21 protein-coding genes are annotated in these 21,339 nt (G+C 69.7%); 17 read left to right on the top strand and 4 right to left on the bottom strand.

All coding sequences use genetic code 11. The annotated features are described in order from the left end of the window. Window positions 1-36: 36 nt before the first annotated feature. From ACH34W_RS12640 to ACH34W_RS12615, 6 genes are all read left to right on the top strand, one after another. Complete coding sequence (locus tag ACH34W_RS12640; protein WP_395960988.1) at window positions 37-1,002, top strand: glycine betaine ABC transporter substrate-binding protein; 966 nt, start codon at window positions 37-39, stop codon at window positions 1,000-1,002. A 64-nt stretch (window positions 1,003-1,066) separates the two neighbouring features. After that, window positions 1,067-3,466: an FAD-dependent oxidoreductase gene (locus ACH34W_RS12635; protein ID WP_395960987.1), complete on the top strand. Its 2,400-nt coding sequence runs from the start codon at window positions 1,067-1,069 to the stop codon at window positions 3,464-3,466. Continuing rightward, entirely contained in the window at window positions 3,459-4,676 is a 1,218-nt protein-coding gene (locus ACH34W_RS12630; protein ID WP_395960986.1) for a sarcosine oxidase subunit beta family protein, read from the top strand. Before ACH34W_RS12635 ends, ACH34W_RS12630 begins: the two co-directional genes overlap by 8 nt. Window positions 4,677-4,705: 29 nt before the next feature. Continuing rightward, window positions 4,706-4,960, top strand: a complete 255-nt coding sequence (locus tag ACH34W_RS12625) for a sarcosine oxidase subunit delta (RefSeq protein WP_395960985.1) — start codon at window positions 4,706-4,708, stop codon at window positions 4,958-4,960. Then, a complete protein-coding gene (locus tag ACH34W_RS12620; RefSeq protein WP_395960984.1) occupies window positions 4,957-7,476 on the top strand; it encodes a 2Fe-2S iron-sulfur cluster-binding protein in 2,520 nt (839 codons plus the stop codon). Before ACH34W_RS12625 ends, ACH34W_RS12620 begins: the two co-directional genes overlap by 4 nt. Next, a complete protein-coding gene (locus ACH34W_RS12615; RefSeq protein WP_395961189.1) occupies window positions 7,469-8,053 on the top strand; it encodes a sarcosine oxidase subunit gamma in 585 nt (194 codons plus the stop codon). Before ACH34W_RS12620 ends, ACH34W_RS12615 begins: the two co-directional genes overlap by 8 nt. Before the next feature lie 96 nt (window positions 8,054-8,149). Here the strand turns inward: ACH34W_RS12615 and ACH34W_RS12610 are convergent, their stop codons facing one another. Then, window positions 8,150-8,353: a cold-shock protein gene (locus ACH34W_RS12610; RefSeq protein WP_395960983.1), complete on the bottom strand. Its 204-nt coding sequence runs from the start codon at window positions 8,351-8,353 to the stop codon at window positions 8,150-8,152. Between the two features lie 268 nt (window positions 8,354-8,621). On the opposite strand from ACH34W_RS12610, the gene ACH34W_RS12605 reads away from it, so the two are divergent. Continuing rightward, window positions 8,622-8,846, top strand: coding sequence for a hypothetical protein (locus ACH34W_RS12605; RefSeq protein ID WP_395960982.1), 225 nt, complete (start codon window positions 8,622-8,624; stop codon window positions 8,844-8,846). 171 nt (window positions 8,847-9,017) lie between these two features. Here ACH34W_RS12605 and ACH34W_RS12600 read toward each other — a convergent pair whose 3' ends face one another. Both ACH34W_RS12600 and ACH34W_RS12595 read right to left on the bottom strand, forming a co-directional pair. Further along, complete coding sequence (locus ACH34W_RS12600; protein WP_395960981.1) at window positions 9,018-9,599, bottom strand: GAF domain-containing protein; 582 nt, start codon at window positions 9,597-9,599, stop codon at window positions 9,018-9,020. Window positions 9,600-9,643: 44 nt separating this feature from the next. Then, the gene (locus tag ACH34W_RS12595) at window positions 9,644-10,027 is read right to left on the bottom strand and encodes an STAS domain-containing protein (RefSeq protein ID WP_395960980.1); all 384 of its coding nucleotides are present in this window, start codon (window positions 10,025-10,027) and stop codon (window positions 9,644-9,646) included. A 407-nt stretch (window positions 10,028-10,434) separates the two neighbouring features. Here ACH34W_RS12595 and ACH34W_RS12590 point away from each other — a divergent pair, with 407 nt between their 5' ends. Next, the gene (locus ACH34W_RS12590; protein ID WP_395960979.1) at window positions 10,435-10,938 is read left to right on the top strand and encodes a Rieske (2Fe-2S) protein; all 504 of its coding nucleotides are present in this window, start codon (window positions 10,435-10,437) and stop codon (window positions 10,936-10,938) included. Between the two features lie 29 nt (window positions 10,939-10,967). Here ACH34W_RS12590 and ACH34W_RS12585 read toward each other — a convergent pair whose 3' ends face one another. After that, window positions 10,968-12,089, bottom strand: a complete 1,122-nt coding sequence (locus tag ACH34W_RS12585; RefSeq protein WP_395961188.1) for a mechanosensitive ion channel family protein — start codon at window positions 12,087-12,089, stop codon at window positions 10,968-10,970. A 73-nt stretch (window positions 12,090-12,162) separates the two neighbouring features. Here ACH34W_RS12585 and uvrC point away from each other — a divergent pair, with 73 nt between their 5' ends. From uvrC to ACH34W_RS12540, 9 genes are all read left to right on the top strand, one after another. Next, window positions 12,163-14,292, top strand: coding sequence for an excinuclease ABC subunit UvrC (gene uvrC / locus ACH34W_RS12580; protein WP_395960977.1), 2,130 nt, complete (start codon window positions 12,163-12,165; stop codon window positions 14,290-14,292). Further along, window positions 14,289-15,167, top strand: a complete 879-nt coding sequence (rapZ, locus tag ACH34W_RS12575) for an RNase adapter RapZ (RefSeq protein ID WP_395960976.1) — start codon at window positions 14,289-14,291, stop codon at window positions 15,165-15,167. Before uvrC ends, rapZ begins: the two co-directional genes overlap by 4 nt. Before the next feature lie 40 nt (window positions 15,168-15,207). Further along, window positions 15,208-16,161: a uridine diphosphate-N-acetylglucosamine-binding protein YvcK gene (gene yvcK, locus ACH34W_RS12570; RefSeq protein WP_395961187.1), complete on the top strand. Its 954-nt coding sequence runs from the start codon at window positions 15,208-15,210 to the stop codon at window positions 16,159-16,161. 60 nt (window positions 16,162-16,221) lie between these two features. Beyond that, window positions 16,222-17,202, top strand: a complete 981-nt coding sequence (whiA, locus tag ACH34W_RS12565; protein WP_395960975.1) for a DNA-binding protein WhiA — start codon at window positions 16,222-16,224, stop codon at window positions 17,200-17,202. 150 nt (window positions 17,203-17,352) lie between these two features. Beyond that, on the top strand, window positions 17,353-18,357 hold the full coding sequence (gap, locus tag ACH34W_RS12560) for a type I glyceraldehyde-3-phosphate dehydrogenase (RefSeq protein WP_395960973.1): 1,005 nt from the start codon (window positions 17,353-17,355) through the stop codon (window positions 18,355-18,357). Between the two features lie 73 nt (window positions 18,358-18,430). Continuing rightward, window positions 18,431-19,618: a phosphoglycerate kinase gene (locus ACH34W_RS12555; RefSeq protein ID WP_395960972.1), complete on the top strand. Its 1,188-nt coding sequence runs from the start codon at window positions 18,431-18,433 to the stop codon at window positions 19,616-19,618. A gap of 3 nt (window positions 19,619-19,621) precedes the next feature. Then, a complete protein-coding gene (tpiA, locus tag ACH34W_RS12550) occupies window positions 19,622-20,416 on the top strand; it encodes a triose-phosphate isomerase (RefSeq protein WP_395960971.1) in 795 nt (264 codons plus the stop codon). A gap of 163 nt (window positions 20,417-20,579) precedes the next feature. Next, the gene (gene secG / locus ACH34W_RS12545) at window positions 20,580-20,819 is read left to right on the top strand and encodes a preprotein translocase subunit SecG (protein WP_151560601.1); all 240 of its coding nucleotides are present in this window, start codon (window positions 20,580-20,582) and stop codon (window positions 20,817-20,819) included. Between the two features lie 95 nt (window positions 20,820-20,914). After that, window positions 20,915-21,289 (top strand): RNA polymerase-binding protein RbpA, encoded by a 375-nt coding sequence (locus ACH34W_RS12540; protein ID WP_395960970.1) that lies wholly within the window; start codon window positions 20,915-20,917, stop codon window positions 21,287-21,289. Window positions 21,290-21,339 lie beyond the last annotated feature (50 nt).

Below are 21,339 nucleotides of genomic sequence, written 5' to 3'. Positions count from 1 at the left end.
AGCCGCACGCAAGCTCTGACCAGAGGAGACGAGAACATGAAGCAGAGAAGGGTCGTTCCGGTGATCGCGGCCGGGCTCGCGATAGGCCTGTCGCTGGCCGGGTGCGGCGGCGGCGCGAAGGTGGAGGACGGGGGCGGCGGCTCCAAGGGAGGTGGCGGCGGCACCGTCAACATCGCGATCAACCCCTGGGTCGGGTACGAGGCGTCCGCCGCCGTCGTGAGCGAGCTGCTGGAGAAGGAGCTCGGCTACAAGGTCCAGAAGAAGAACCTCAAGGAGGAGGTGGCCTGGCAGGGCTTCGAGTCCGGCGAGGTCGACGTCATCATCGAGAACTGGGGCCACCCGGATCTGAAGAAGAAGTACATCGAGCAGAAGAAGGTCGCGGCCGTCGCCGGGTCGACCGGCAACAAGGGCGTCATCGGCTGGTACGTCCCGTCGTGGATGGAGAGCAAGTACCCCGGCATCACCGACTGGAAGAACCTCAACAAGTACGCCTCCGTCTTCAAGACGTCCGAGTCGGGCGGCAAGGGGCAGCTCCTGTTCGGCGACCCCTCGTACGTCAGCAACGAGAAGGCGCTCATCACCAACCTCAAGCTCGACTACAAGGTGGTCGTGGGCGGCAGCGAGGCAACGCTGATCAAGTCCGCGCAGCAGTCGGAGTCGCAGCAGAAACCGCTGCTCTTCTACTTCTGGGACCCGCACTGGCTGTTCTCGAAGATCAAGCTGTCTCGGGTCAAGCTTCCCCCGTACACCGAGGGTTGTGACGCCGACCCGAAGAAGGTGGCGTGCGACTACCCGGAGATGGACCTGGACAAGATCGTCAGCACGAAGTTCGCCGGCTCGGGTGGCAAGGCCTACCAGCTCGTCAAGAGCTTCACCTGGACCAACGAGGACCAGAACGGCGTCGCCAACGACATGACCAACAACTCGATGACCGCCGAGCAGGCGGCCAAGAAGTGGATCGACGCCAACAAGTCCAAGTGGCAGGCCTGGATTCCCAAGTAAGCCCTAGGTAAGCCGGTAAGCCCTAGGTAAGCCCCAAGTGAGCCGTACACGGGAGGTGCGGGTCGTGGTTCAGCCCCGCGTGGTCATCATCGGAGCCGGGATCGTCGGCTGCGCCACCGCCGACGAGCTGACCCGGCGCGGCTGGACCGGCGTCACCGTCCTGGACGAGGGCCCGCTGTACGAGACCGGGGGATCGACCTCCCACGCCCCCGGTCTCGTCTTCCAGACCAACCCGGTCAAGGCGATGGCCGAGTTCGCCGCGTACACCGTCGCGAAGTACTCAGAGCTCGGCACGTTCGACCGGGTGGGCGGATTGGAGCTCGCTTGCGCGCCGGAGCGGCTCGCCGAGCTGCACCGGCGGCAGGGCTGGGCCACCGCGTGGGGGATCGGCGCGCGGGTGATCGAGCCGGACGAGTGCGCTCGGCTGCATCCGCTGGTCGATCCGGAGCGGGTCCTGGGCGGGCTGTACGTGCCGTCCGACGGCGCGGCGCGCGCGGTGGAGGCGGCGGCGATCCAGGCGGCGGCCGCGCAGGAGCGCGGTGCGGTCTTCCGAGGTGGGCAGGAGGTCGTCGACCTCGTGGTGAAGGGCGGCCGGATCGCGGGCGTCGTCACCTCCGAAGGTGAGATACCGGCCGATCTCGTGCTGTGCTGCGCCGGCATCTGGGGTCCGAAGATCGCACGGATGGCGGGCGTGGCGCTGCCGCTCACCCCGGTCGCCCACCAGCTCGCGTTCACGAACCCGCTCGCCCGCCTCGCTGGTGCGGACCGCGAAGTGCGGCACCCCATCCTGCGCCACCAGGGGGCCGACCTCTACTTCCGGGAACGCTTCGACCGGCTGGCCATCGGCAACTACGGCCACCGCCCGCTGCCGGTGGCGCCCGGCGACCTCGAGCCGACCGCGATGGCGTCGTTCACCGAGGGTGATTTCGCCGAGGCATGGCACGAGACTCGGTGGCTCTTCCCGGCAGCGCGCGAGGCGAAGATCGAAGAGGGCTTCAACGGGCTGTTCTCGTTCACCCCGGACAACCTCCCGCTCCTCGGGCCGTCGCGCGAGGTGGACGGGCTGTGGTTCGCCGAGGCGGTCTGGATCACGCACTCGGCGGGCATCGCCCGCGCGGTGGCCGAATGGATGACCGGTGAACGCCCGGTCACGCCGCCGAGGGAGTGCGACGTGGGGCGCTTCGAGGAGCATCAGCGCGGGCCCGCCTACGTGCTCGCACGCGGCTGCCAGAACTACGCCGAGGTGTACGACATCATCCATCCGCTCCAACCCATGGAGGAGCCGAGACCGCTGCGCACCACCCCGTTCTACCTGCGGCAGCAGGAGCTCGGCGGGGTCTTCCTTGAGGCCGCCGGGTGGGAACGCCCGCAGTGGTACGCGTCGAACGCGCCGCTGGTCGAAGGCCGCGAGATCCACGAACCTGATGCGTGGGCGGCGCGTCACTGGTCGCCGATCGTCGGCGCCGAGGCCCAGGTCACGCGCGAGCGCGTCGCGCTGTACGACATGACGGCGCTCAAGCGGATCGAGGTGATCGGGCCGGGCGCGCAGGCGTTCCTGGGCCGGGTGACGACCGGGCGGCTCGATCGCGGCGCTGCCGTCGCCGGCGCCGGCGCAGGCGCCGTGACGTACTGCCTGATGCTCGACGAGCACGGCCGGGTGCTGAGCGACATCACGGTCGCCCGGCTGGGGGAGCGGGAGTTCCAGGTGGGCGCCAACTCCGTGCTCGACGCGGATCACCTTGCTCGGCTCGCGCCTGATGACGTGGTGGTACGGGACGTCACAGCGGGCACGTGCTGCGTGGGTGTCTGGGGGCCACGTGCTCGGGATCTCGTCCAGCCACTGACCGAGGACGACTTCTCCAACAAGGCGTTCCGGTACTTCCGCTGCCGCCGGACGTATGTGGGGATGGTGCCGGTCGTCGCGCTGCGGGTGTCGTATGTGGGTGAGCTGGGCTGGGAGCTGTCGTGCTCGGCCGACATGGGGCTGAAGCTCTGGGACACCCTGTGGGCCGCGGGCCAGGAGCACGGGGTCATCGCCGCCGGGCGCGGCGCGTTCAACAGCCTGCGCTTGGAGAAGGGCTACCGGTCGTACGGCGTGGACATGACGAGCGAACACGACCCGTATGAGGCGGGGCTCGGCTTCGCCGTACGCGAGGCGCACGCGGCCGCAGACTCCAGTCGGCCGGAGCAGGAACCGGAGCCGGAGCGCAGGCTCGCCTGCCTCACGCTCGACGAGGTGGTCATGGGCAAGGAACCGGTGTTCGCGAACGGTGCCCCCGTCGGCTATGTCACGAGCGCCGCTTGGGGGTACACGATCGGACGGGGCATCGCGTACGCCTGGCTGCCCAGCACGCTCGCGACACCCGGCACGGCCCTGGAGATCGGCTACTTCGACCGGCGGATCCCCGCCACGGTGGCGGTGGAGCCGCTGTTCGACCCCGGAATGGAGCGCCTGCGTGGATAGACCGTTCGAGCATCCCGACTTCCTGTGGGAGGACCGCCCCCCGAACGGCACGTACGACGTGGTCATCGTCGGCGCGGGCGGGCACGGCCTCGCCACCGCCTATTACCTGGCCGCGCGGCACGGCATCACCGACGTGGCGGTGCTGGAACGCGGCTGGCTCGCCGGCGGCAACATGGCCCGCAACACGACGATCATCCGGTCCAACTACCTGTGGGACGAGAGCGCCGCGATCTACGAGCACTCGCTCAAGCTCTGGGAGGGCCTGGCGGACGAGCTCGGTTACGACATCCTCTTCAGCCAGCGCGGGGTGCTCAACCTGGCGCACAGCCTCCCTGACGTGCGGGAGGGCAGGCGTCGCGTCAACGCCAACCGGCTGAACGGGGTGGACGCCGAATGGCTGACCCCGGGCGAGATCAAGAAGCTCGTGCCGATCCTCAACACGAGCGACGAGCTGCGCTTCCCGGTCCTGGGCGGCACGTTCCAGCCGCGTGGGGGGATCGCCAAACACGATCACGTCGCCTGGGGTTTCGCCCGCGGCGCCCATGAGCGCGGCGTTCACCTCATCCAGAACTGCGAGGTCACCGGCTTCCGGCGGGCGCCGGACGGCGCGGTCACCGGCGTCGAGACCTCCCGGGGCGTCATCGGCGCGGGGCGGGTGGCGTTGTGCGCCGCCGGGCACACGTCCGTGCTCGCGGCCATGCTCGGCATCAGGCTGCCCCTCCAGAGCCATCCGCTGCAGGCCCTGGTGTCGGAGCTGCTCGAACAGGTCCTCGACACGGTCGTCATGTCGAACGCCGTGCACGTCTACGTCAGCCAGGCGCACAAGGGCGAGCTCGTCATGGGCGCCGGCATCGACGCGTTCAACGGCTACGGCCAGCGCGGCTCGTTCCACGTGATCGAGCAGCAGATCGCAGCGGCCGTCGCGCTCTTCCCGATCTTCGAACGGGCGCACCTGCTGCGGACCTGGGGCGGCATCGTGGACGTCACCCCCGACGCCTCGCCGATCCTCGGGCCGGCGCCGGTCGGGAACGTCTTCATCAACTGCGGCTGGGGGACCGGCGGCTTCAAGGCCACACCCGGCGCCGGGGCGGTCTACGCCGACACGATCGCGAACGGGCGCCCGCATGAGCTGGCGGAGCCGTTCGGGCTGGAGCGTTTCACCACCGGCGCGCTCATCGACGAACACGGCGCCGCCGCCGTGGCGCACTGAGTGATGACTGAAGTTGCGAGGGGCCATCGATGTTGCTGATTCCGTGCCCGTGGTGCGGAGACCGGCCGGAGACCGAGTTCCGGTACGGAGGGCAGGCGCGCATCGCCTTCCCTTCCGATCCGGAGGCGCTGGACGACACGGCCTGGGCCGACTACCTCTTCATGCGCGACAACCCGAAGGGGTGGTTCGAGGAGAGGTGGGTGCACACGGCGGGCTGCCGCCGCTGGTTCAACGTGGCCAGGCACACGGTCACGTACGAGATCCGCCCGGAGATCCCCTCATGACCGGCTCATTCCGCACGTCTGCGGGCGGCTCTCGCATCGACCGCTCCCGCACACTCACCGTCACCTTCGACGGAGTCGCGTACGAGGCGCACCCGGGCGACACCCTCACCTCCGCGTTGCTGGCGCATGGCGTTCGGATCGTGGCGCGCGGGACCTACAGCGGACGTCCGCGCGGCGTCTACAGCGCCGGTGCCGAGGAGCCGAACGCGTTCGTGCAGGTCGAGTCGGGTCCCGGCGAGCCGATGGTGCCCGCCACCCGGCTGGAGGTGTACGAGGGCCTGCGCGCGGTGTCGCTCGCCGGTCGTGGACGACTCATCGATCGGCCCGATCCCAGCCGTTACGACAAAACCTACGCCCACTGCGACGTCCTGGTCGTCGGCGGCGGCCCGGCGGGGATCGCCGCCGCCCGCATGGCCGCCGCGTCCGGGGCGCGCGTCATCCTCGCCGACGACCAGCCCGAGCTGAGCGGCGACCTCCAGCACCACAAGGACCTCACCGTCCTGAAACGCACCACCGTCACCGGTTACTACGACCATGACTTCCTGGTGGCCGTCGAACGGCGCACGGATCATCTGGGCGATGACGCGCCCCCGTACATGGCCCGCCGGCGCCTCTGGCACATCCGCGCGGAACGGACGGTGCTCGCCACGGGCGCACTCGAACGCCCGATGCTCTTCCCGGACAACGACCGGCCCGGGATCATGCTGGCCGGAGCCGCGGCCGCCTACGTCGAACGTTACGGCGTGTTGCCGGGCCGCCGGGCCGTGGTCTTCGCCGCACACGACGACGCCCTTAGCTCAGCTGCCGCGCTGGAAGCCGCGGGCATCGAGATCGCCCGCATCGTGGATGCGCGCGCCGGGCTTGCCGTGGAAGGCACTGAGGCCGACGAGAACGGTGTCCTGTGCGCTGCGTTCGTCGGAGGCGAACGGGTGCCCTGCGATCTCCTGGCCGTTTCCGGTGGCTGGAGCCCCAACCTGAGCCTCTACTCGCAGGCGGGCGGCCGGACGCGCTGGTCGGATGAGCACGCCGCGTTCGTCCCGGATGGGGGAGAACGCGGCGACATCGAGGTCGTGGGCACGGCGCTCGGCGTCCCCGGCCGCGCCGCCGAACACGTCCCTGAACGCGACGCCTCGCGCGTGTACGTCGATCTCCAGCGGGACGCCACCCTCGCGGACGTGCGACGCGCGACCGGGGCGGGCCTGGCCTCCGGCGAGCACGTCAAGCGCTACACGACGATCGGCACCGCCGCCGACCAGGGCCGCACCTCGGGTGTGATCACCGCCCGGCTCCTCGGTGAGCAGACGACGACGCAGCGCCCGCCGGTCGAGCCGATCTCGTTCGCCCTCCTCGCCGGGCGGGACAGGGGCGACCTGCTGTCTCCCGCGCGCCGCACGCCGATGCACGGCTGGCACGAGGAGCACGGCGCGGTCTTCGAGGACGTCGGCGACTGGAAGCGCCCCTGGTACTACCCCCGCGACGGCGAGTCCATGGAGGAGGCGGTCCTGCGCGAATGCCGGGCGGCCCGCGGGTCCGTCGCCGCCCTCGACGCGTCCACCCTGGGCAAGATCGACGTCCAGGGCCCGGACGCCGCCGGGTTCCTCGACCGGGTCTACACCGGCCGGTTCTCCACCCTGGCGATCAACCGGTGCCGCTACGGCGTCATGTGCGGCACCGACGGCATGATCTTCGACGACGGCGTGGCGGCGCGGCTGGGCGAAGACCACTTCCATCTGACGACGACCACGGGCAACGCCGCCATCGTCCTCGACTGGCTGGAGGAGTGGCTGGACGAGTGGCCGGACCTGCGGGTCCGCTGTACGTCGGTCACCGACCAGTGGGCCACGGTCGCCCTCGTGGGACCCCGTTCCCGGGACGCGCTCCAGACCCTCACGGTCCTTCCGGAGCCCTTTCCGTTCATGGCGGTCCGTCCGGCCGTCGTCGCCGGCCTGCCCGCCCGCGTGTTCCGCATCAGTTTCAGCGGCGAACTCGCGTACGAGATCAACGTCCCCTCCTGGCACGGCCTGACCCTCTGGGAGGCGGTGATCAAGGCCGGTGCCACCCCCTACGGCACCGAGACCATGCACGTCCTCCGCGCCGAAAAGGGCTACATCATCGCCGGTCAAGAGACGGACGGCACGGTCACACCCCTGGATGCGGGCCTGTCCTGGGCTGTGGCATCCGACGGCGACTGGCTCGGCCGCCGGTCCCTGCGACGCCCCGACACCACCCGTCCCGGCCGCAAACAACTCGTGGGCCTGCGCCCCCTCGACCAGTCCCACGTCCTGACCGAAGGCTCCCAGCTCGTCGCCGCTCCCGAGGCGACTGCCATGCAGGGCCACGTGACCTCTGCCTACCGAGGCACGATCGGCTCATTCGCCCTGGCGCTCCTCGCTGACGGGAGCAGCCGCCTCGGCGAACGGATCTACGCGGTCGACTCCACCAGGGCCATCCCCGTGGAGGTCACCGACCCGATCGCCTATGACAAGGAGGGGAGCCGCCGTGACGGCGATGCCTAGAAGCGCGATCGAGCATCTCTCCGGCGCGCTGGCCCGCACCGGAGGCCCTGCCCGCCTACGCGAGTTGCCTTTCCTGTCCCAGGTCGAACTCCGCCTGGACGACGAAGACGCCGATTCCTTCGGCCCTCGCGTGGGTCAGTTCCTCTCCTGCGAGATCCCCGCCCCCCACCGGGCCACGGGTAAGGGCGACCCGCACATCCTCTGGATGGGCCCCGGCTGGTATCTCGTCGTCGACCGCCAGAACCGCGCGCTCGGTCTCCTGGCAGGCCTGCTCTCCGCGATAGGCGGCGACTGTGGCGGCACTTGCGGCTCGGCCGTGGACGTCTCGGCGGCACGCACCGTCCTGGAGCTGAGCGGGCCCGCCGCCCAAGAAGTCCTCCGCCACGGCTGCGCCCTGGACTTGCATCCCCGCAGTTTCACTCCGGGCACCTGCGCCCAGACGAACCTCGCCCAAGCCCAGATAGTGCTGCACCAGACCGCGCCCCATGACTACCGGATCTTCGTCCGCTCGTCCTACGCCGACTACCTGACCCGCTGGCTCCTGGACGCCATGACCGAACATCTGGCTCGTTCCTAGACGACCTGCAGCCTGACCACCGTGAAAACGCACGATGCCCCCGGCGGGCGACGGCCGTGAGGCCGTGCCCGCCGAGGGCATCGTCAGCAGGTCGGGTCAGGCGGGAACGATGTTCTCGGCCTGGAGGCCCTTCTGGCCCTGGGTCACATCGAACGAGACCTTCTGGCCCTCAAGGAGCTCACGGAAGCCCTGCGAAGCGATGTTCGAGTAGTGAGCGAAGACATCGGGGCCTCCGCCGTCCTGCTCGATGAAGCCGAAGCCCTTTTCCGCGTTGAACCACTTGACCGTACCGGTGGCCATAGCCATCTCCTTCTTCTGGATAGGCCCCGAACCCACCCCTTGTGGGCACGGGGACGCCGCGACAGCCCATCCGGAAGATCCAGAAAAAACAAAAAGCGCCTGAGATGGATCCGTCAGGCGCACACAACAATGTTTATGGGAACCGCAACGCATCTACGATAGCACACATCCCGGCCACCTGCCCAAGCGTGCCCGTCAACGCAAAATTCAAGGTCAGGTACCGGGGAAATGCCCCGGAATCGTCCCGGGTGGCGCATACTGGCAAGTGATGAAACCCTCTCGAGCCGCCAAGCGGCGACACCTGCCGACCAGCCCCTTCAAGCCTCCGCTCCCGGCACCGCCGGTCAAGGAGTTCGAGCTGGGCGACCAGGTGACTCACGACAAGCACGGTCTTGGACGCGTTCTCGAGGTCGAGGGGCAAGCCGTCCTCGTCGACTTCGGCACGGTGAAGGCGCGGATCATCGCGCCCTACGCCAAGCTCTTCAAGCTCTGAGCCGTCCGAGGCCGGACCAGGCCCGGGCCCCGGATGGGGGCACGGGCCCGAGTCTCGTGCTCCCTATCCGCGCCCCTTGTCCCTCAACGCAACACCGTGTTTCCCGATAACTCTGCGTCCCTCAAATACTCTGTGTCCCTTGATGACTCCGCGTTCCCCAACGCGGCTCCGCTAACGCAGCTCTGCGGTCCGGTCGGCCGCACGGCGTTCCTCGGCCAGCTCGATCAGGGTGGCGGACATGCCCGCGAACAGCGCGAGACTTCGCGTGACCGAGGCGCTGAGCGGCAGATCGCCCGGACGGCCGACCACGGCCAGCACGCCGCGGGTGGCCTCGCCCGTCTCCAGTGGCAGCAGCAGGATGGGACCGGCCGGCAGGCCCGTGAGGGCCTGATCCACAGCCACCCGCGCCGACAGTGCGCGCCGGGTGGCGAACACGCGCCCGATCATCGAGCGGCCACGGCGGACCGTCAGGCCGTGGATGCGGTCGCCGTCGTCGCCGACGGCGATGTCGACGCGCAGGAGGTTGGGGTCGTCCTGCGGTAGTGCGATGAAGGCCAGGCGCGCCCGGGCCATGACGCGTGCGTGCGTCGCGACGCGTACGAGCATCTCCGGCAGGCCGGTGCCGTCCAGGACCGCAGCCATCAGGTCGAATGACGCCGTGAGCCGTTCGGGGTCCCCGGGGCTCCAGGTCCGTCCGGCGGGGCCCCACCTGATCGGCGCGACCTCGTCGTCCGCTATCTCGTCATTCCACATCTTCTGGACCACCTGGGCTCTCGTAGGGGTGCCCTCGGCCGCGGTCACGCCGCGGTCGAACGGGCGCCGGGGCCCGGCTGGAGCGCGTCGCGCACCGACCGGCGGATGGTGAAGGCGCGCTTGAGGCCGGTGAGGCTCAGCAGCCGTTCCATGTGCGGCCGGGGTCCGGCGAGAACGATCGAGATGTCGCGCGCCGCCGTCCGGCGGCGGGCTCCGACCAGCAGGGCGAGGCCGGACACGTCACAGAACGTCACGCCCGAGAGGTCGATGACCACCAGGGGACCGGGGTCCCGCAGGGCCACGTACAGCGGACCGCGGAGCTCCGGGATGGACGCGATGTCGAGCTCGCCCCGGAGGGTGATGAGGAGGTGCCCGGTCGAACGTTCGAGGGTCATTCCGGCGTCGTCCAGCGAAACGTGGTCGGTCATGGGCCGGATCTCCGATCCAAGGCTGTGAAGGCCGGCGGCGCTGCCGGACATGGCGAGGGGCGTGGGCCTCATCCCGCGTAGCGGCTTCGGAGCTGGTGATGCGGCGGCATGGGCGCCGGACCTGTCTGGGCCCGGGGGCCCATGAAGTGAGAACCAGGGCGACGCCGGCTTTGCTGTCGGCACCTGCAGACCCTCGCTCGACATGAGTGTACGCCTTCAACTGCGATCGCGCCCGGCCACGATAGCCGCACGGCATGGTCGGGAAAGGTCAAGCTCGAGCCTGGTGGGAAGGGTATCTGCGGGGGACCGGGATCGCTCGCAGCTGATCAGTTCAGGATTGAACCGTCCGCGTGACGCATCCGTTCCTCCTTGTGACAGGGGAGTAATCGAATGCCGCACACGGAGGTATGAAGTTCATGGTGATGGAGCCCGCATCGCAGGTGGAAGAGATCGAGAAGCCGGCCACTGCGGCACCGGAGGGGGGCAACACCCGGCGCGGGGTTCTCATTGGAGTCGGGCTAGCCGGCGCCGCAGGGGTGGTCGCGGCGTGCGGCGGATCCGACGACTCGGGTGACTCCGGGGGAGACGGCTCGGCTGGGCAGCAGTCGCCGAATGCGGGTGGCGGAGCCGCACTGGCGCAGGCGAGCGAGATCCCGGTCGGCGGCGGCAAGGTCTTCAAGGACCAGAAGGTCGTCGTGGTCCAGCCGACGCAGGGCGCGTACAAGGCGTTCAGCGCGATCTGCACGCACAAGAAGTGCCCGGTCGACGAGGTCGCCGGCGGCACGATCAACTGCCCGTGCCACGGCAGCAAGTTCAAGATCGCGGACGGCTCGGTGGCCGCGGGCCCCGCGACCGAGCCGCTGGAGGAGAAGCAGGTCACGGTCGCGGACGGGCAGATCAAGCTCGCTTGACGGCCGCGTTCCGCGGGTCCCGGGCCCCTCTACCGGCCATCGGCATGGGAGAGGAGGGGCTCGGGGAGTTCCGTGCGGAATTTCGGCAGGGCATGGGGGTGGTTCTCGCGGATATAGCGCACCAGGTGTTCGCGTACGTCGCAGCGCAGATCCCAGGCGCTGGCTGAGTCGGCGGCGCTCATCAGGGCGCGGACCTGCACCAGCCCGTTCGGGAGGACGTCGGTGACCTCCAGCACCCATTCGCGGCGGTCCCAGAGCGGGCTCTCGCGCAGGAACGAGTAGACCTCGGTACGCAGTTCCTCGACCGGCACCGACCAGTCCACGTGGACCACCACCGTGCCCATCACCCTGCTGGAGTGGCGGGTCCAGTTCTCGAACGGCTGCTCGGTGAAGTACGACACGGGCAGGATCAGCCGCCGGTCGTCCCAGAGGTGCACCACGACGTACGACAGGGTCAGCTCCTCGACGCGGCCCCACTGCCCCTGGACGACCACCACGTCGTCAAGGCGCAGCGCGTCGCTGAACGCCAGCTGCAGCCCGGCGAACAGGTTGCCGAGCGTCGGCCGGGCCGCGATGCCGACGACCAGCCCGGCCACACCGGCCGAGGCCAGCACTCCGGCTCCGAGGGCCCGCACAGCCGGGAACGTGAACAACGCCGCGCCGACCGCGACGACCACCACGACGACCGCCGCGATCCTGCGGAGCAGCATCATCTGGGTCCGGGCCCGCCGCGCGCGGCGGTTGCGCTCGCCCTCGATGCGGGTCAGCCGGTTCAGCGCCGGGTCGGTGAGCGCGTACGAGATCCGCAGGAGCAGCCAGGTGGCGGCGCCGATCGCCGCGATCCGCATCCCGTGCCGGACGACCCCGCTCGCGCCGGCACCCAGCAACTGGTACGGCATGGCCGCGTTCGAGCTGATCACAGCCGCGGTGGCGAACGCGGGCGCGGTGCAGCGGCGGGCCACCGCCCCGACCGCGGGCCACCGCGCGGACAACCGGCCGGCCAGCAGGCGCCGGCCTCCCTCCACCACGACCACCGAGGTGATGACCGCTATCGCAAGAATGATCCAGGACCAGAGCGCGGACACGTCCGGACGACCTCCCTTGATCTTGATCGCGGACTGGATGCCATCCGGTAGTCCCTTTCCGATCATCACGGGTCCGAATCGAGATCTGGATCACCCTGTGAGATCTGCGTTGTCGGCTGCGCCCACTAGGCTTTATGACGTGGCAGATCCGGCGACCTACCGACCCGCCCCGGGGTCCATCCCAGACTCGCCGGGGGTATACCGCTTCCGTGACGAGCACGGGCGGGTCATCTACGTGGGCAAGGCCAAGAGCCTGCGCTCCCGGCTCAACTCCTACTTCGCCGACTTCGCCGGTCTGCACCCCCGCACGCAGACGATGGTGCAGACCGCCGCCCGCGTCGACTGGACGGTCGTCGGCACCGAGGTCGAGGCGCTGCAGCTCGAATACTCGTGGATCAAGGAGTTCGACCCCCGGTTCAACGTCCGTTACCGCGACGACAAGTCCTATCCGTATCTGGCCGTCACCCTTGACGAGGAGTTTCCAAGGGTGATGGTGATGCGAGGCGCCAAACGCAAGGGAGTGCGTTACTTCGGCCCCTACTCCCACGCGTGGGCGATCAGGGAGACGGTCGACCAGCTGCTGCGTGTCTTCCCGGTGCGGACCTGCCGGCCGGGCGTGTTCAAGCGGCAGCACCAGCTCGACCGGCCCTGCCTGCTCGGCTACATCGACAAGTGCTCGGCGCCCTGCGTGGGGCGGGTGACGGCCGAGGAGCACCGGCTCCTCGCCGAGGATTTCGGCGACTTCATGGCGGGCAACACCAGCCGCTTCATCAAGCGGCTCGAGCGCGACATGCGCGAGGCCGCCGCGTCACAGGAGTACGAGCGGGCCGCGCGGCTGCGCGACGACATCCGTGCGCTCGAGCGCGCGCTCGAAAAGCAGACCGTCGTGCTCGGCGACACGACCGACTGCGACATGATCGCCTTCTTCGAGGACGAGCTGGAGGCGGCCGTCCAGGTCTTCTACGTCCGGGGCGGGCGCATCCGCGGCCAGCGCGGCTGGGTCGTCGACAAGGTCGAGGCCGTCACCACCGGCGACCTGGTCGAGGACTTCCTCATCCAGATCTACAGCGAGAGCGACTCGGTGCCGCGCGAGGTCCTGGTCCCCGCGATGCCGCCGGACGAGCAGGCGATGATCGAGCTGCTGAGCGAGCAGCGCGGTGGCCCGGTGCACCTGCGGGTGCCCCAGCGCGGCGACAAGAAGGCCCTGCTGGAGACCGTTCAGCGCAACGCGATGGAGGCGCTCAAGCAGCACAAGACGCGCCGGGCCAGCGATCTCACCACCCGGAGCAAGGCGCTGCAGGAGCTGCAGGACGCCCTCGACCTGGACGAGGCGCCGCTGCGGATCGAGTGCTACGACGTCTCCAACCTCCAGGGCACCAACGTGGTCGCCTCCATGGTGGTGTTCGAGGACGGGCTCGCCCGCAAGAGCGAATACCGCCGCTTCACGATCAAGGCGGTGGAGGGGCAGGACGACGTCCGGTCCATCCACGAGGTGATCTCCCGCCGGTTCAAGCGCTACCTCGCCGAGAGCGAGAAGACCGGCGAGCTCGACACCCTCGGCGACCCCGAGGCGGCCATGGAGGCCGAGCTGGAAGAGGGGCTGGAAAGGGCGCCGGAAGGGGGCACAGCGGGGAGCCCGGAGGGCGGCCCGCAGAGCGGCGCAGAGATCGGCGCGGCGCACCAGCCGATCGACCCCGAGACCGGCCGTCCACGCAAGTTCGCCTACCCGCCCAACCTGGTCGTCGTCGACGGTGGTCCGCCACAGGTCGCGGCGGCGCAGCGGGCGCTGGACGAGCTCGGCATCGACGACATCGAGCTGTGCGGCATCGCCAAGCGGCTGGAGGAGATCTGGCTGCCCGGCGACGACGACCCGGTGATCCTGCCGCGCAACAGCGAGAGCATGTACCTCGTCCAGCGGGTCCGGGACGAGGCGCACCGGTTCGCGATCAATTTCCACCGCCAGAAACGTTCCAAGACGATGACGGCGAGCGAGCTCGACAACGTTCCCGGCCTGGGCCCGGCCCGCCGCAAGGCCCTGCTGAAACATTTCGGCTCTCTCAAACGCTTGAAGGAAGCGACACCCGAGCAGATCGCCGAGGTGCCGGGCATCGGGCTGCGCAGCGCCGCGCAGATCGCCGCCGCGCTCGGGGGAGCGCCGGTCCCGGGCGGGTCCGCGACCAGGGCGGTTGAGGAACGGGCGAGCGAGGAACGGGCGAGCGAGGAACGCGCGGGCACCGACGACGGGGAGCACAGGGGGGAGCCCGGATGACCGCCGAGACACAGGTCCCGGACATCGTCATCGTCACCGGCATGTCCGGGGCGGGGCGCAGCACGGCCGCCAAGTCGCTGGAGGACCTCGACTGGTTCGTGGTCGACAACCTCCCGCCGGGGCTGCTGGCGACCATGGCCGACCTCGGCGGCCGGGTCAAGGACGCGGTGCCGCGCATCGCCGTCGTGGTCGATGTGCGCAGCCGCGCCTTCACCGCCGACCTGCACTCCTCGATCGAGGATCTGGAGGCCCGCGGCGTGCATCCGCGCGTGGTGTTCCTGGAGGCCTCCGACGCCGCCCTGGTGCGGCGCTTCGAGAGCGTGCGGCGGCCACACCCGCTGCAGGGCGACGGCACCCTGATCGACGGCATCTCCCGCGAGCGCGAGCGGGTCCGCGAGGTGCGCGCCGAGGCCGACCTGGTCCTCGACACCAGCGATCTGAACGTGCACCAGCTGCGCGCCAAGATCGTCAGTTTCTTCGGCGACGACACCGGCGAGTCCCGGCTGCGCGCCACCGTGCTCTCGTTCGGCTACAAGTACGGCCTGCCGGTCGACGCCGACCTCGTCGTCGACTGCCGGTTCCTGCCCAACCCGCACTGGGTGCCCGAGCTGCGGCCCCAGACCGGCCGCGACGCCCCGGTGCGCGAATACGTGCTGGCTCAGCGCGGCGCCAAGGAGTTCCTCGACGCCTACACCGAGGTGCTGCGGCTGCTGACCGACGGCTACGAGCGCGAGGGCAAGCACTACGTCACGCTCGCTGTCGGATGCACAGGCGGCAAACACCGTAGTGTTGCGATGTCGGAGCAAATCGCCACCCGGCTGCGGGACGAGGGCATCGAGGTTCAGGTGGCCCATCGTGATCTCGGTCGTGAGTGAGCGTTCCGATCAGGTCCGGCACGAGGAGACGAGCGGCACGGTGAACTCCCCTGGGCCCAAGGTCGTCGCGCTCGGCGGGGGCCACGGCCTCTACGCGTCGTTGTCGGCGCTGCGCCGGGTGACCGACCGGCTGACCGCCGTGGTGACGGTCGCCGACGACGGCGGCTCCAGCGGCCGGCTGCGCAAGGAGCTCGGTGTGCTGCCGCCGGGCGATCTGCGGATGGCGCTGGCGGCGCTCTGCGGCGACGACGAGTGGGGCCAGACCTGGCGCGACGTGGCGCAGCACCGGTTCCGCAGCCAGGGCGACCTGCACGACCACGCCGTCGGCAACCTGCTGATCGTCGCGCTCTGGGAGCTGCTCGGGGCCGACTCCGCCGTCGAGGGGCTCGACTGGGTGGGCCGCCTGCTCGGCGCCCACGGGCGCGTGCTGCCGATGGCGTCGGTGCCGATGGACATCGTGGCGGAGGTACGGGGCGCCGACCCGGCTCACCCGGACGCCGTCTCCAGGGTCAAGGGCCAGGTGGCGTGCGCCAAGACGCCCGGGACGGTGCTGAGCGTGTCCCTGGTGCCGACCGACCCGCCCGCGTGCCCCGAGGCGCTGCAGGCGGTGCAGGAGGCCGACTGGGTCGTGTTCGGTCCGGGCTCCTGGTTCACCAGCGTTCTCCCGCATCTGAAGGTCCCCGAGCTGGCCCGGGCCTTGACTGAGACCCGTGCCCGGCGGATCGTCGCCTTGAATCTGGTGCCGCAGCCCGGGGAGACCGACGATTTCTCGCCGCAGAACCACCTCGAGGTGCTGCAGGCGCACGCCCCCGACCTCCGGATCGACGTCGTCCTCGCAGACCGCGGCGTCGTCGACGACGCCGCGGCGCTGGACAAGGCCGTACAGGCCCTCGGCGGCAGCCTGGTGCTCACCGACGTCGCCGCGGCGGACGGGTCGCCGCGTCATGATCCCACCCTGCTGGCCCAAGCCTTCGTACAGATATTCGCTGACTGACAACCGCGCGGGCCGCGATCGGCCAGACTGCAGGAAGTTCATTAGGGGGAGGGTTCATCTATGGCGATGACCGGTGTGGTGAAGGACGAGCTGAGCAGGCTGTCCATCATGAAGCCGTGTTGCCGCAAGGCCGAGGTGTCGACACTGCTGCGCTTCGCCGGCGGCCTGCATCTGGTCAGCGGACGCATTGTGATCGAGGCAGAGATCGACACCGGTTCTGCCGCCCGGCGGCTGCGCAAGGACATCGCCGAGGTGTTCGGGCACACGTCGGATGTGGTCGTGCTGGCGCCCAGCGGCCTGCGCAAGGGCAACCGCTACGTGGTCCGGGTGTTCCGGGACGGCGAGTCCCTGGCCAGGCAGACCGGTCTGATCGACAACAACGGGCGGCCCGTGCGCGGGCTGCCCCGGCACGTGGTCGCGGGTGCGGCCTGCGACGCCGAGTCCGCCTGGCGCGGCGCGTTCCTCGCGCACGGGTCGCTCACCGAGCCCGGCCGCTCGATGTCACTGGAGGTGACCTGCCCGGGACCGGAGGCCGCGCTCGCCCTGGTCGGCGCCGCCCGCCGGCTCAAGATCCACGCCAAGGCGCGGGAGGTCCGCGGGGTCGACCGGGTCGTGGTGCGGGACGGCGACGCGATCAGCGCGCTGCTCACCCGGCTCGGCGCGCACGACAGCGTGCTGGCCTGGGAGGAGCGGCGGATGCGCCGCGAGGTCCGGGCCACCGCCAACCGGCTGGCCAACTTCGACGACGCCAACCTGCGCCGCTCGGCCCGCGCCGCCGTCGCGGCCGGCGCCCGGGTCGCCCGCGCGCTGGAGATCCTCGGCGACGACGCCCCCGAGCACCTGGTCAACGCGGGCCGGCTGCGCCTGGAGCACAAGCAGGCCTCGCTGGAGGAGCTCGGCCAGCTCGCCGACCCGCCGCTCACCAAGGACGCGATCGCGGGCCGTATAAGGCGTCTGCTGGCCATGGCCGACAAACGCGCTCAAGACCAGGGCGTCCCCGGCACAGAAGCCAATCTGACAGCGGACATGCTGTCGCCGTAAATCCCTCTGATGGGGGAGTGCGACTCACCCTTCACATCACACGCCGCCGGTGGCGATGTGCGGGTCTTGGGTTCGGTAGGGTCGCAGATGGAGGGGCCAGGGGGCTTCTCTGCAGCATGCTGGACTTCGACGTACGAGGAGTGTCGTTCCGTGACCATCCGAGTAGGCATCAACGGGTTCGGCCGCATCGGCCGTAACTTCTTCCGCGCGGTCAAGGCGAGCGGGGCCGACGTCGAGATCGTGGCGGTCAACGACCTGACCGACAACCAGACCCTCGCCACGCTGCTCAAGTACGACAGCATCCTCGGACGTTTCCCCGAGGAGGTCACCGCCACCGCCGACGAGATCATCGTGGGCGGCAAGGCGATCAAGGCCTTCGAGGAGCGTGACCCGGCCAACCTCAAGTGGGGTGACCTGGACATCGACATCGTGGTCGAGTCGACGGGCTTCTTCACCGACGGCAAGAAGGCCAAGGTGCACGCCGACAACGGCGCCAAGAAGGTCATCATCTCCGCGCCGGCCAAGAACGAGGACATCACCCTCGTCCTGGGCGCCAACGAGGACAAGTACGACCCGGCGGCCCACACGGTGATCTCCAACGCGTCCTGCACCACCAACTGCCTGGCCCCGCTGGCCAAGGTGCTGCATGACAACTTCGTCATCGAAAAGGGCCTGATGACGACGATCCACGCGTACACCCAGGACCAGAACCTCCAGGACGCCCCGCACAAGGACCTGCGGCGTGCCCGTGCGGCGGCGCTGAACGTGGTGCCGACCTCGACCGGCGCCGCCAAGGCCATCGGCCTCGTGCTGCCCGAGCTCAACGGCAAGCTCGACGGTTACGCGCTGCGCGTCCCGGTGCCGACGGGCTCGGCCACCGACCTGACCGCCACGCTCGGCCAGGACGTCACGGTGGACGAGGTCAACGCCGCGTTCAAGGCCGCCGCCGAGGGGCCGCTGAAGGGCTACCTGACCTACACCGAGGACCCGATCGTGTCCTCCGACATCGTCACCGACCCGGCCTCCTGCATCTTCGACTCCGGCCTGACCAAGGTCATCGGAAACCAGGTGAAGGTCGTCGGCTGGTACGACAACGAGTGGGGCTACTCCAACCGCCTCGTCGACCTCGTCAAGCTCGTCGGCAGCAGCCTCTAATCGGCCCGTTCCGCCGTGATCACGTTCGCACGTGATCACGGCGGCGTCGTCTTCCGGAAGGACACGCGTTTCGATGCGCACGATTGACGATCTCGACGTCGCCGGGAAGCGGGTGCTGGTCCGCACGGACCTCAACGTTCCCCTGCAGGACGGGAAGATCACCGACGACGGCCGGATCCGGGCCAGCGTGCCGACGATCACGGCGCTGCGGGAGAAGGGCGCCAAGGTCATCGTCTGCGCCCATCTCGGCCGTCCCAAGGGCGACGTGAAGCCTGAGTTCTCGCTCGCGCCCGTTGCCGGGCGGTTGGGGGAGTTGCTCGGGGCCGACGTCACGTTCGCGGGCGACGTCGTCGGCGATTCCGCCCAGGCTGCGGTGAGCGGCCTCGGCGACGGCCAGGTGGCGCTGCTGGAAAACCTCCGCTTCGAGGCGGGGGAGACCAGCAAGGACGACGCCGAGCGGGGCGAGTTCGCCGACCGGCTCGCCGCCCTCGCCGAGGTGTACGTGGGCGACGGTTTCGGCGCGGTGCACCGCAAGCACGCCAGCGTCTACGACGTCCCCCAGCGGCTCCCGCACGCGGCCGGCGGCCTGATCGCCACCGAGGTCGCGGTCCTGAAGAAGCTCACCGAGGAGGTCGAACGCCCGTACGCGGTGGCGCTCGGCGGCTCCAAGGTCTCCGACAAGCTCGGCGTGATCGACAACCTCCTGGGCAAGGCCGACCGCATCCTCATCGGCGGCGGCATGGTCTTCACGTTCCTCAAGGCCCAGGGGCACGAGGTCGGCAACAGCCTTCTCGAAGAGGACCAGCTCGACACCGTCCGCGACTACCTGCGCCGGGCGGAGGAGTCGGGCGTGGAGTTCGTGCTGCCGGTCGACATCGTCGCCGCGACGGCCTTCGCCGCCGACGCCGACCACGGCGTGGTGGCTGCCGACGCCATCCCGGCGGACCGGATCGGCCTCGACATCGGCCCCGAGTCCGGCAAGCTCTTCGCGTCCCGTCTCGCCGGGACCAGGACGGTGTTCTGGAACGGCCCGATGGGCGTCTTCGAGATGGAGCCCTACTCCCACGGCACCCGCGCCGTCGCGCAGGGCCTGATCGACTCCGGCGCTTTCACCGTCGTCGGCGGCGGCGACTCCGCCGCGGCCGTGCGGACCCTCGGCTTCGACGAGAGCGCCTTCTCCCACATCTCCACCGGCGGCGGTGCCAGCCTCGAATACCTCGAAGGCAAGACGCTGCCCGGCCTGCAGGTTCTGGAGGACTGAACCATGGCTCCCAAGGCTCCTTCCCGCAAGCCGGTGATGGCCGGCAACTGGAAGATGAACCGCAACCACCTCGAGGCGATCGCGCTGGTGCAGAAGCTCGCGTTCGGTCTCAAGGAGGCCGACCACGAGGCCGTCGACGTGGTCGTGCTGCCGCCGTTCACCGACATCCGCTCGGTGCAGACGCTGGTGGACGCCGACCGGCTCCAGATCAAGTACGGGTCGCAGGACATCTCCCAGCACGCGTCCGGCGCGTACACCGGTGAGATCTCCGGCGCGATGCTGGCCAAGCTGGGCTGCTCGTACGTGGTGATCGGGCACTCCGAGCGCCGCCAGTACCACGCCGAGGACGAGGCGGAGGTCAACGCCAAGGTGAAGGCCGCCTTCGCCAATGAACTGACGCCGATCATGTGCGTCGGCGAGGGCCTGGACGTCCGCAAGGCGGGCGAGCAGGTCGCCCACACCCTGGCCCAGGTCGACGGCGGGCTGGAGAAGATCCCCGCCGACCAGGCCAGGACGATCGTGATCGCGTACGAGCCCGTCTGGGCCATCGGCACCGGCGAGGTCGCCACCCCGCAGGACGCCCAGGAGGTCTGCGGCGCGATCCGGGCGCGGCTCGCCGAGCTGTATGACGGCGAGATCGCCGATTCCGTACGTATCCTGTATGGAGGGTCGGTGAAGGGCGCCAACATCGCCGGGATCATGGCCCAGCCCGATGTGGACGGGGCACTGGTCGGAGGTGCCAGCCTCGACCCGGGTGAGTTCGTCAAGATCTGCCGGTACCGGGACCTGCCCGTCTGATCAATTCTGATCAATTCGGCGACGACATGGGGGTTCTTGACGAACCAGCGAAGAGTTCGTCGTACCCTTCGTAGCTGACGGGTAAACCGCCCGGCTCGTTCCTCCGTCCTTGAATACGACAAGCCCCGCGTCAGCGGGGGTGGCCAGAAGAGGCGCAACTGCAGTGATTCTCGCAACGTCCATCGTGCTCATCCTCACGAGCCTGCTGATGGTGGTCCTCGTCCTGATGCACAAGGGCAAGGGCGGCGGCCTGTCCGACATGTTCGGCGGCGGCGTGTCGTCCTCGCTGGGTGGCTCGTCGGTGGTGGAGCGCAACCTCGACCGGCTGACGATCGGCACGGGCGTGATCTGGTTCGCCTCGATCATCGTCCTCGGGCTGTTGTTCAAGAGCAAGGGCGCCTGAGCCGAGCAGGCAGGCAGGCGACACACGAACGATCGCCGCTCCGCCCTGGGGTCAGGCAGGCGGGCGGCAGCGGAACTTTGAGCGAGGAGTAGTCCGTGGGTAGTGGCAACGCGATTCGGGGCAGCCGTGTCGGGGCAGGGCCGATGGGAGAGGCCGAGCGCGGGGATGCAGCCCCCCGTGTCTGGGTGACCTTCTACTGCGCCAACCGGCACGAGACCCGCCCCAGCTTCGCGACGGACGTCGCGGTGCCCGACACGTGGGATTGCCCGCGCTGCGGGTTCCCGGCGGGCCAGGATTCCAACAATCCCCCCGCTCCGCCGAAGACGGAGCCCTACAAGACGCACCTGGCGTACGTGAAGGAGCGTCGCAGCGACGAGGACGGCGAGGCCATCCTTGAGGAGGCCCTGGCCAAGCTGCGCCAGAAGCGCGCCGCCGTCAAGGCCGCCATGGAGGCCGCTGCCCGCGTCTGAGGCCTGCCGCCGGCCCGAGACCGGCGGACGCACGGACACGGCGCACACGG

The organism is Actinomadura sp. 6N118 (assembly GCF_044326415.1).
Classification (GTDB): domain Bacteria; phylum Actinomycetota; class Actinomycetes; order Streptosporangiales; family Streptosporangiaceae; genus Spirillospora.
The sequence above is the reverse complement of the archived record's forward strand: the minus strand, read 5'-3'. Positions and strand labels throughout refer to the sequence as shown.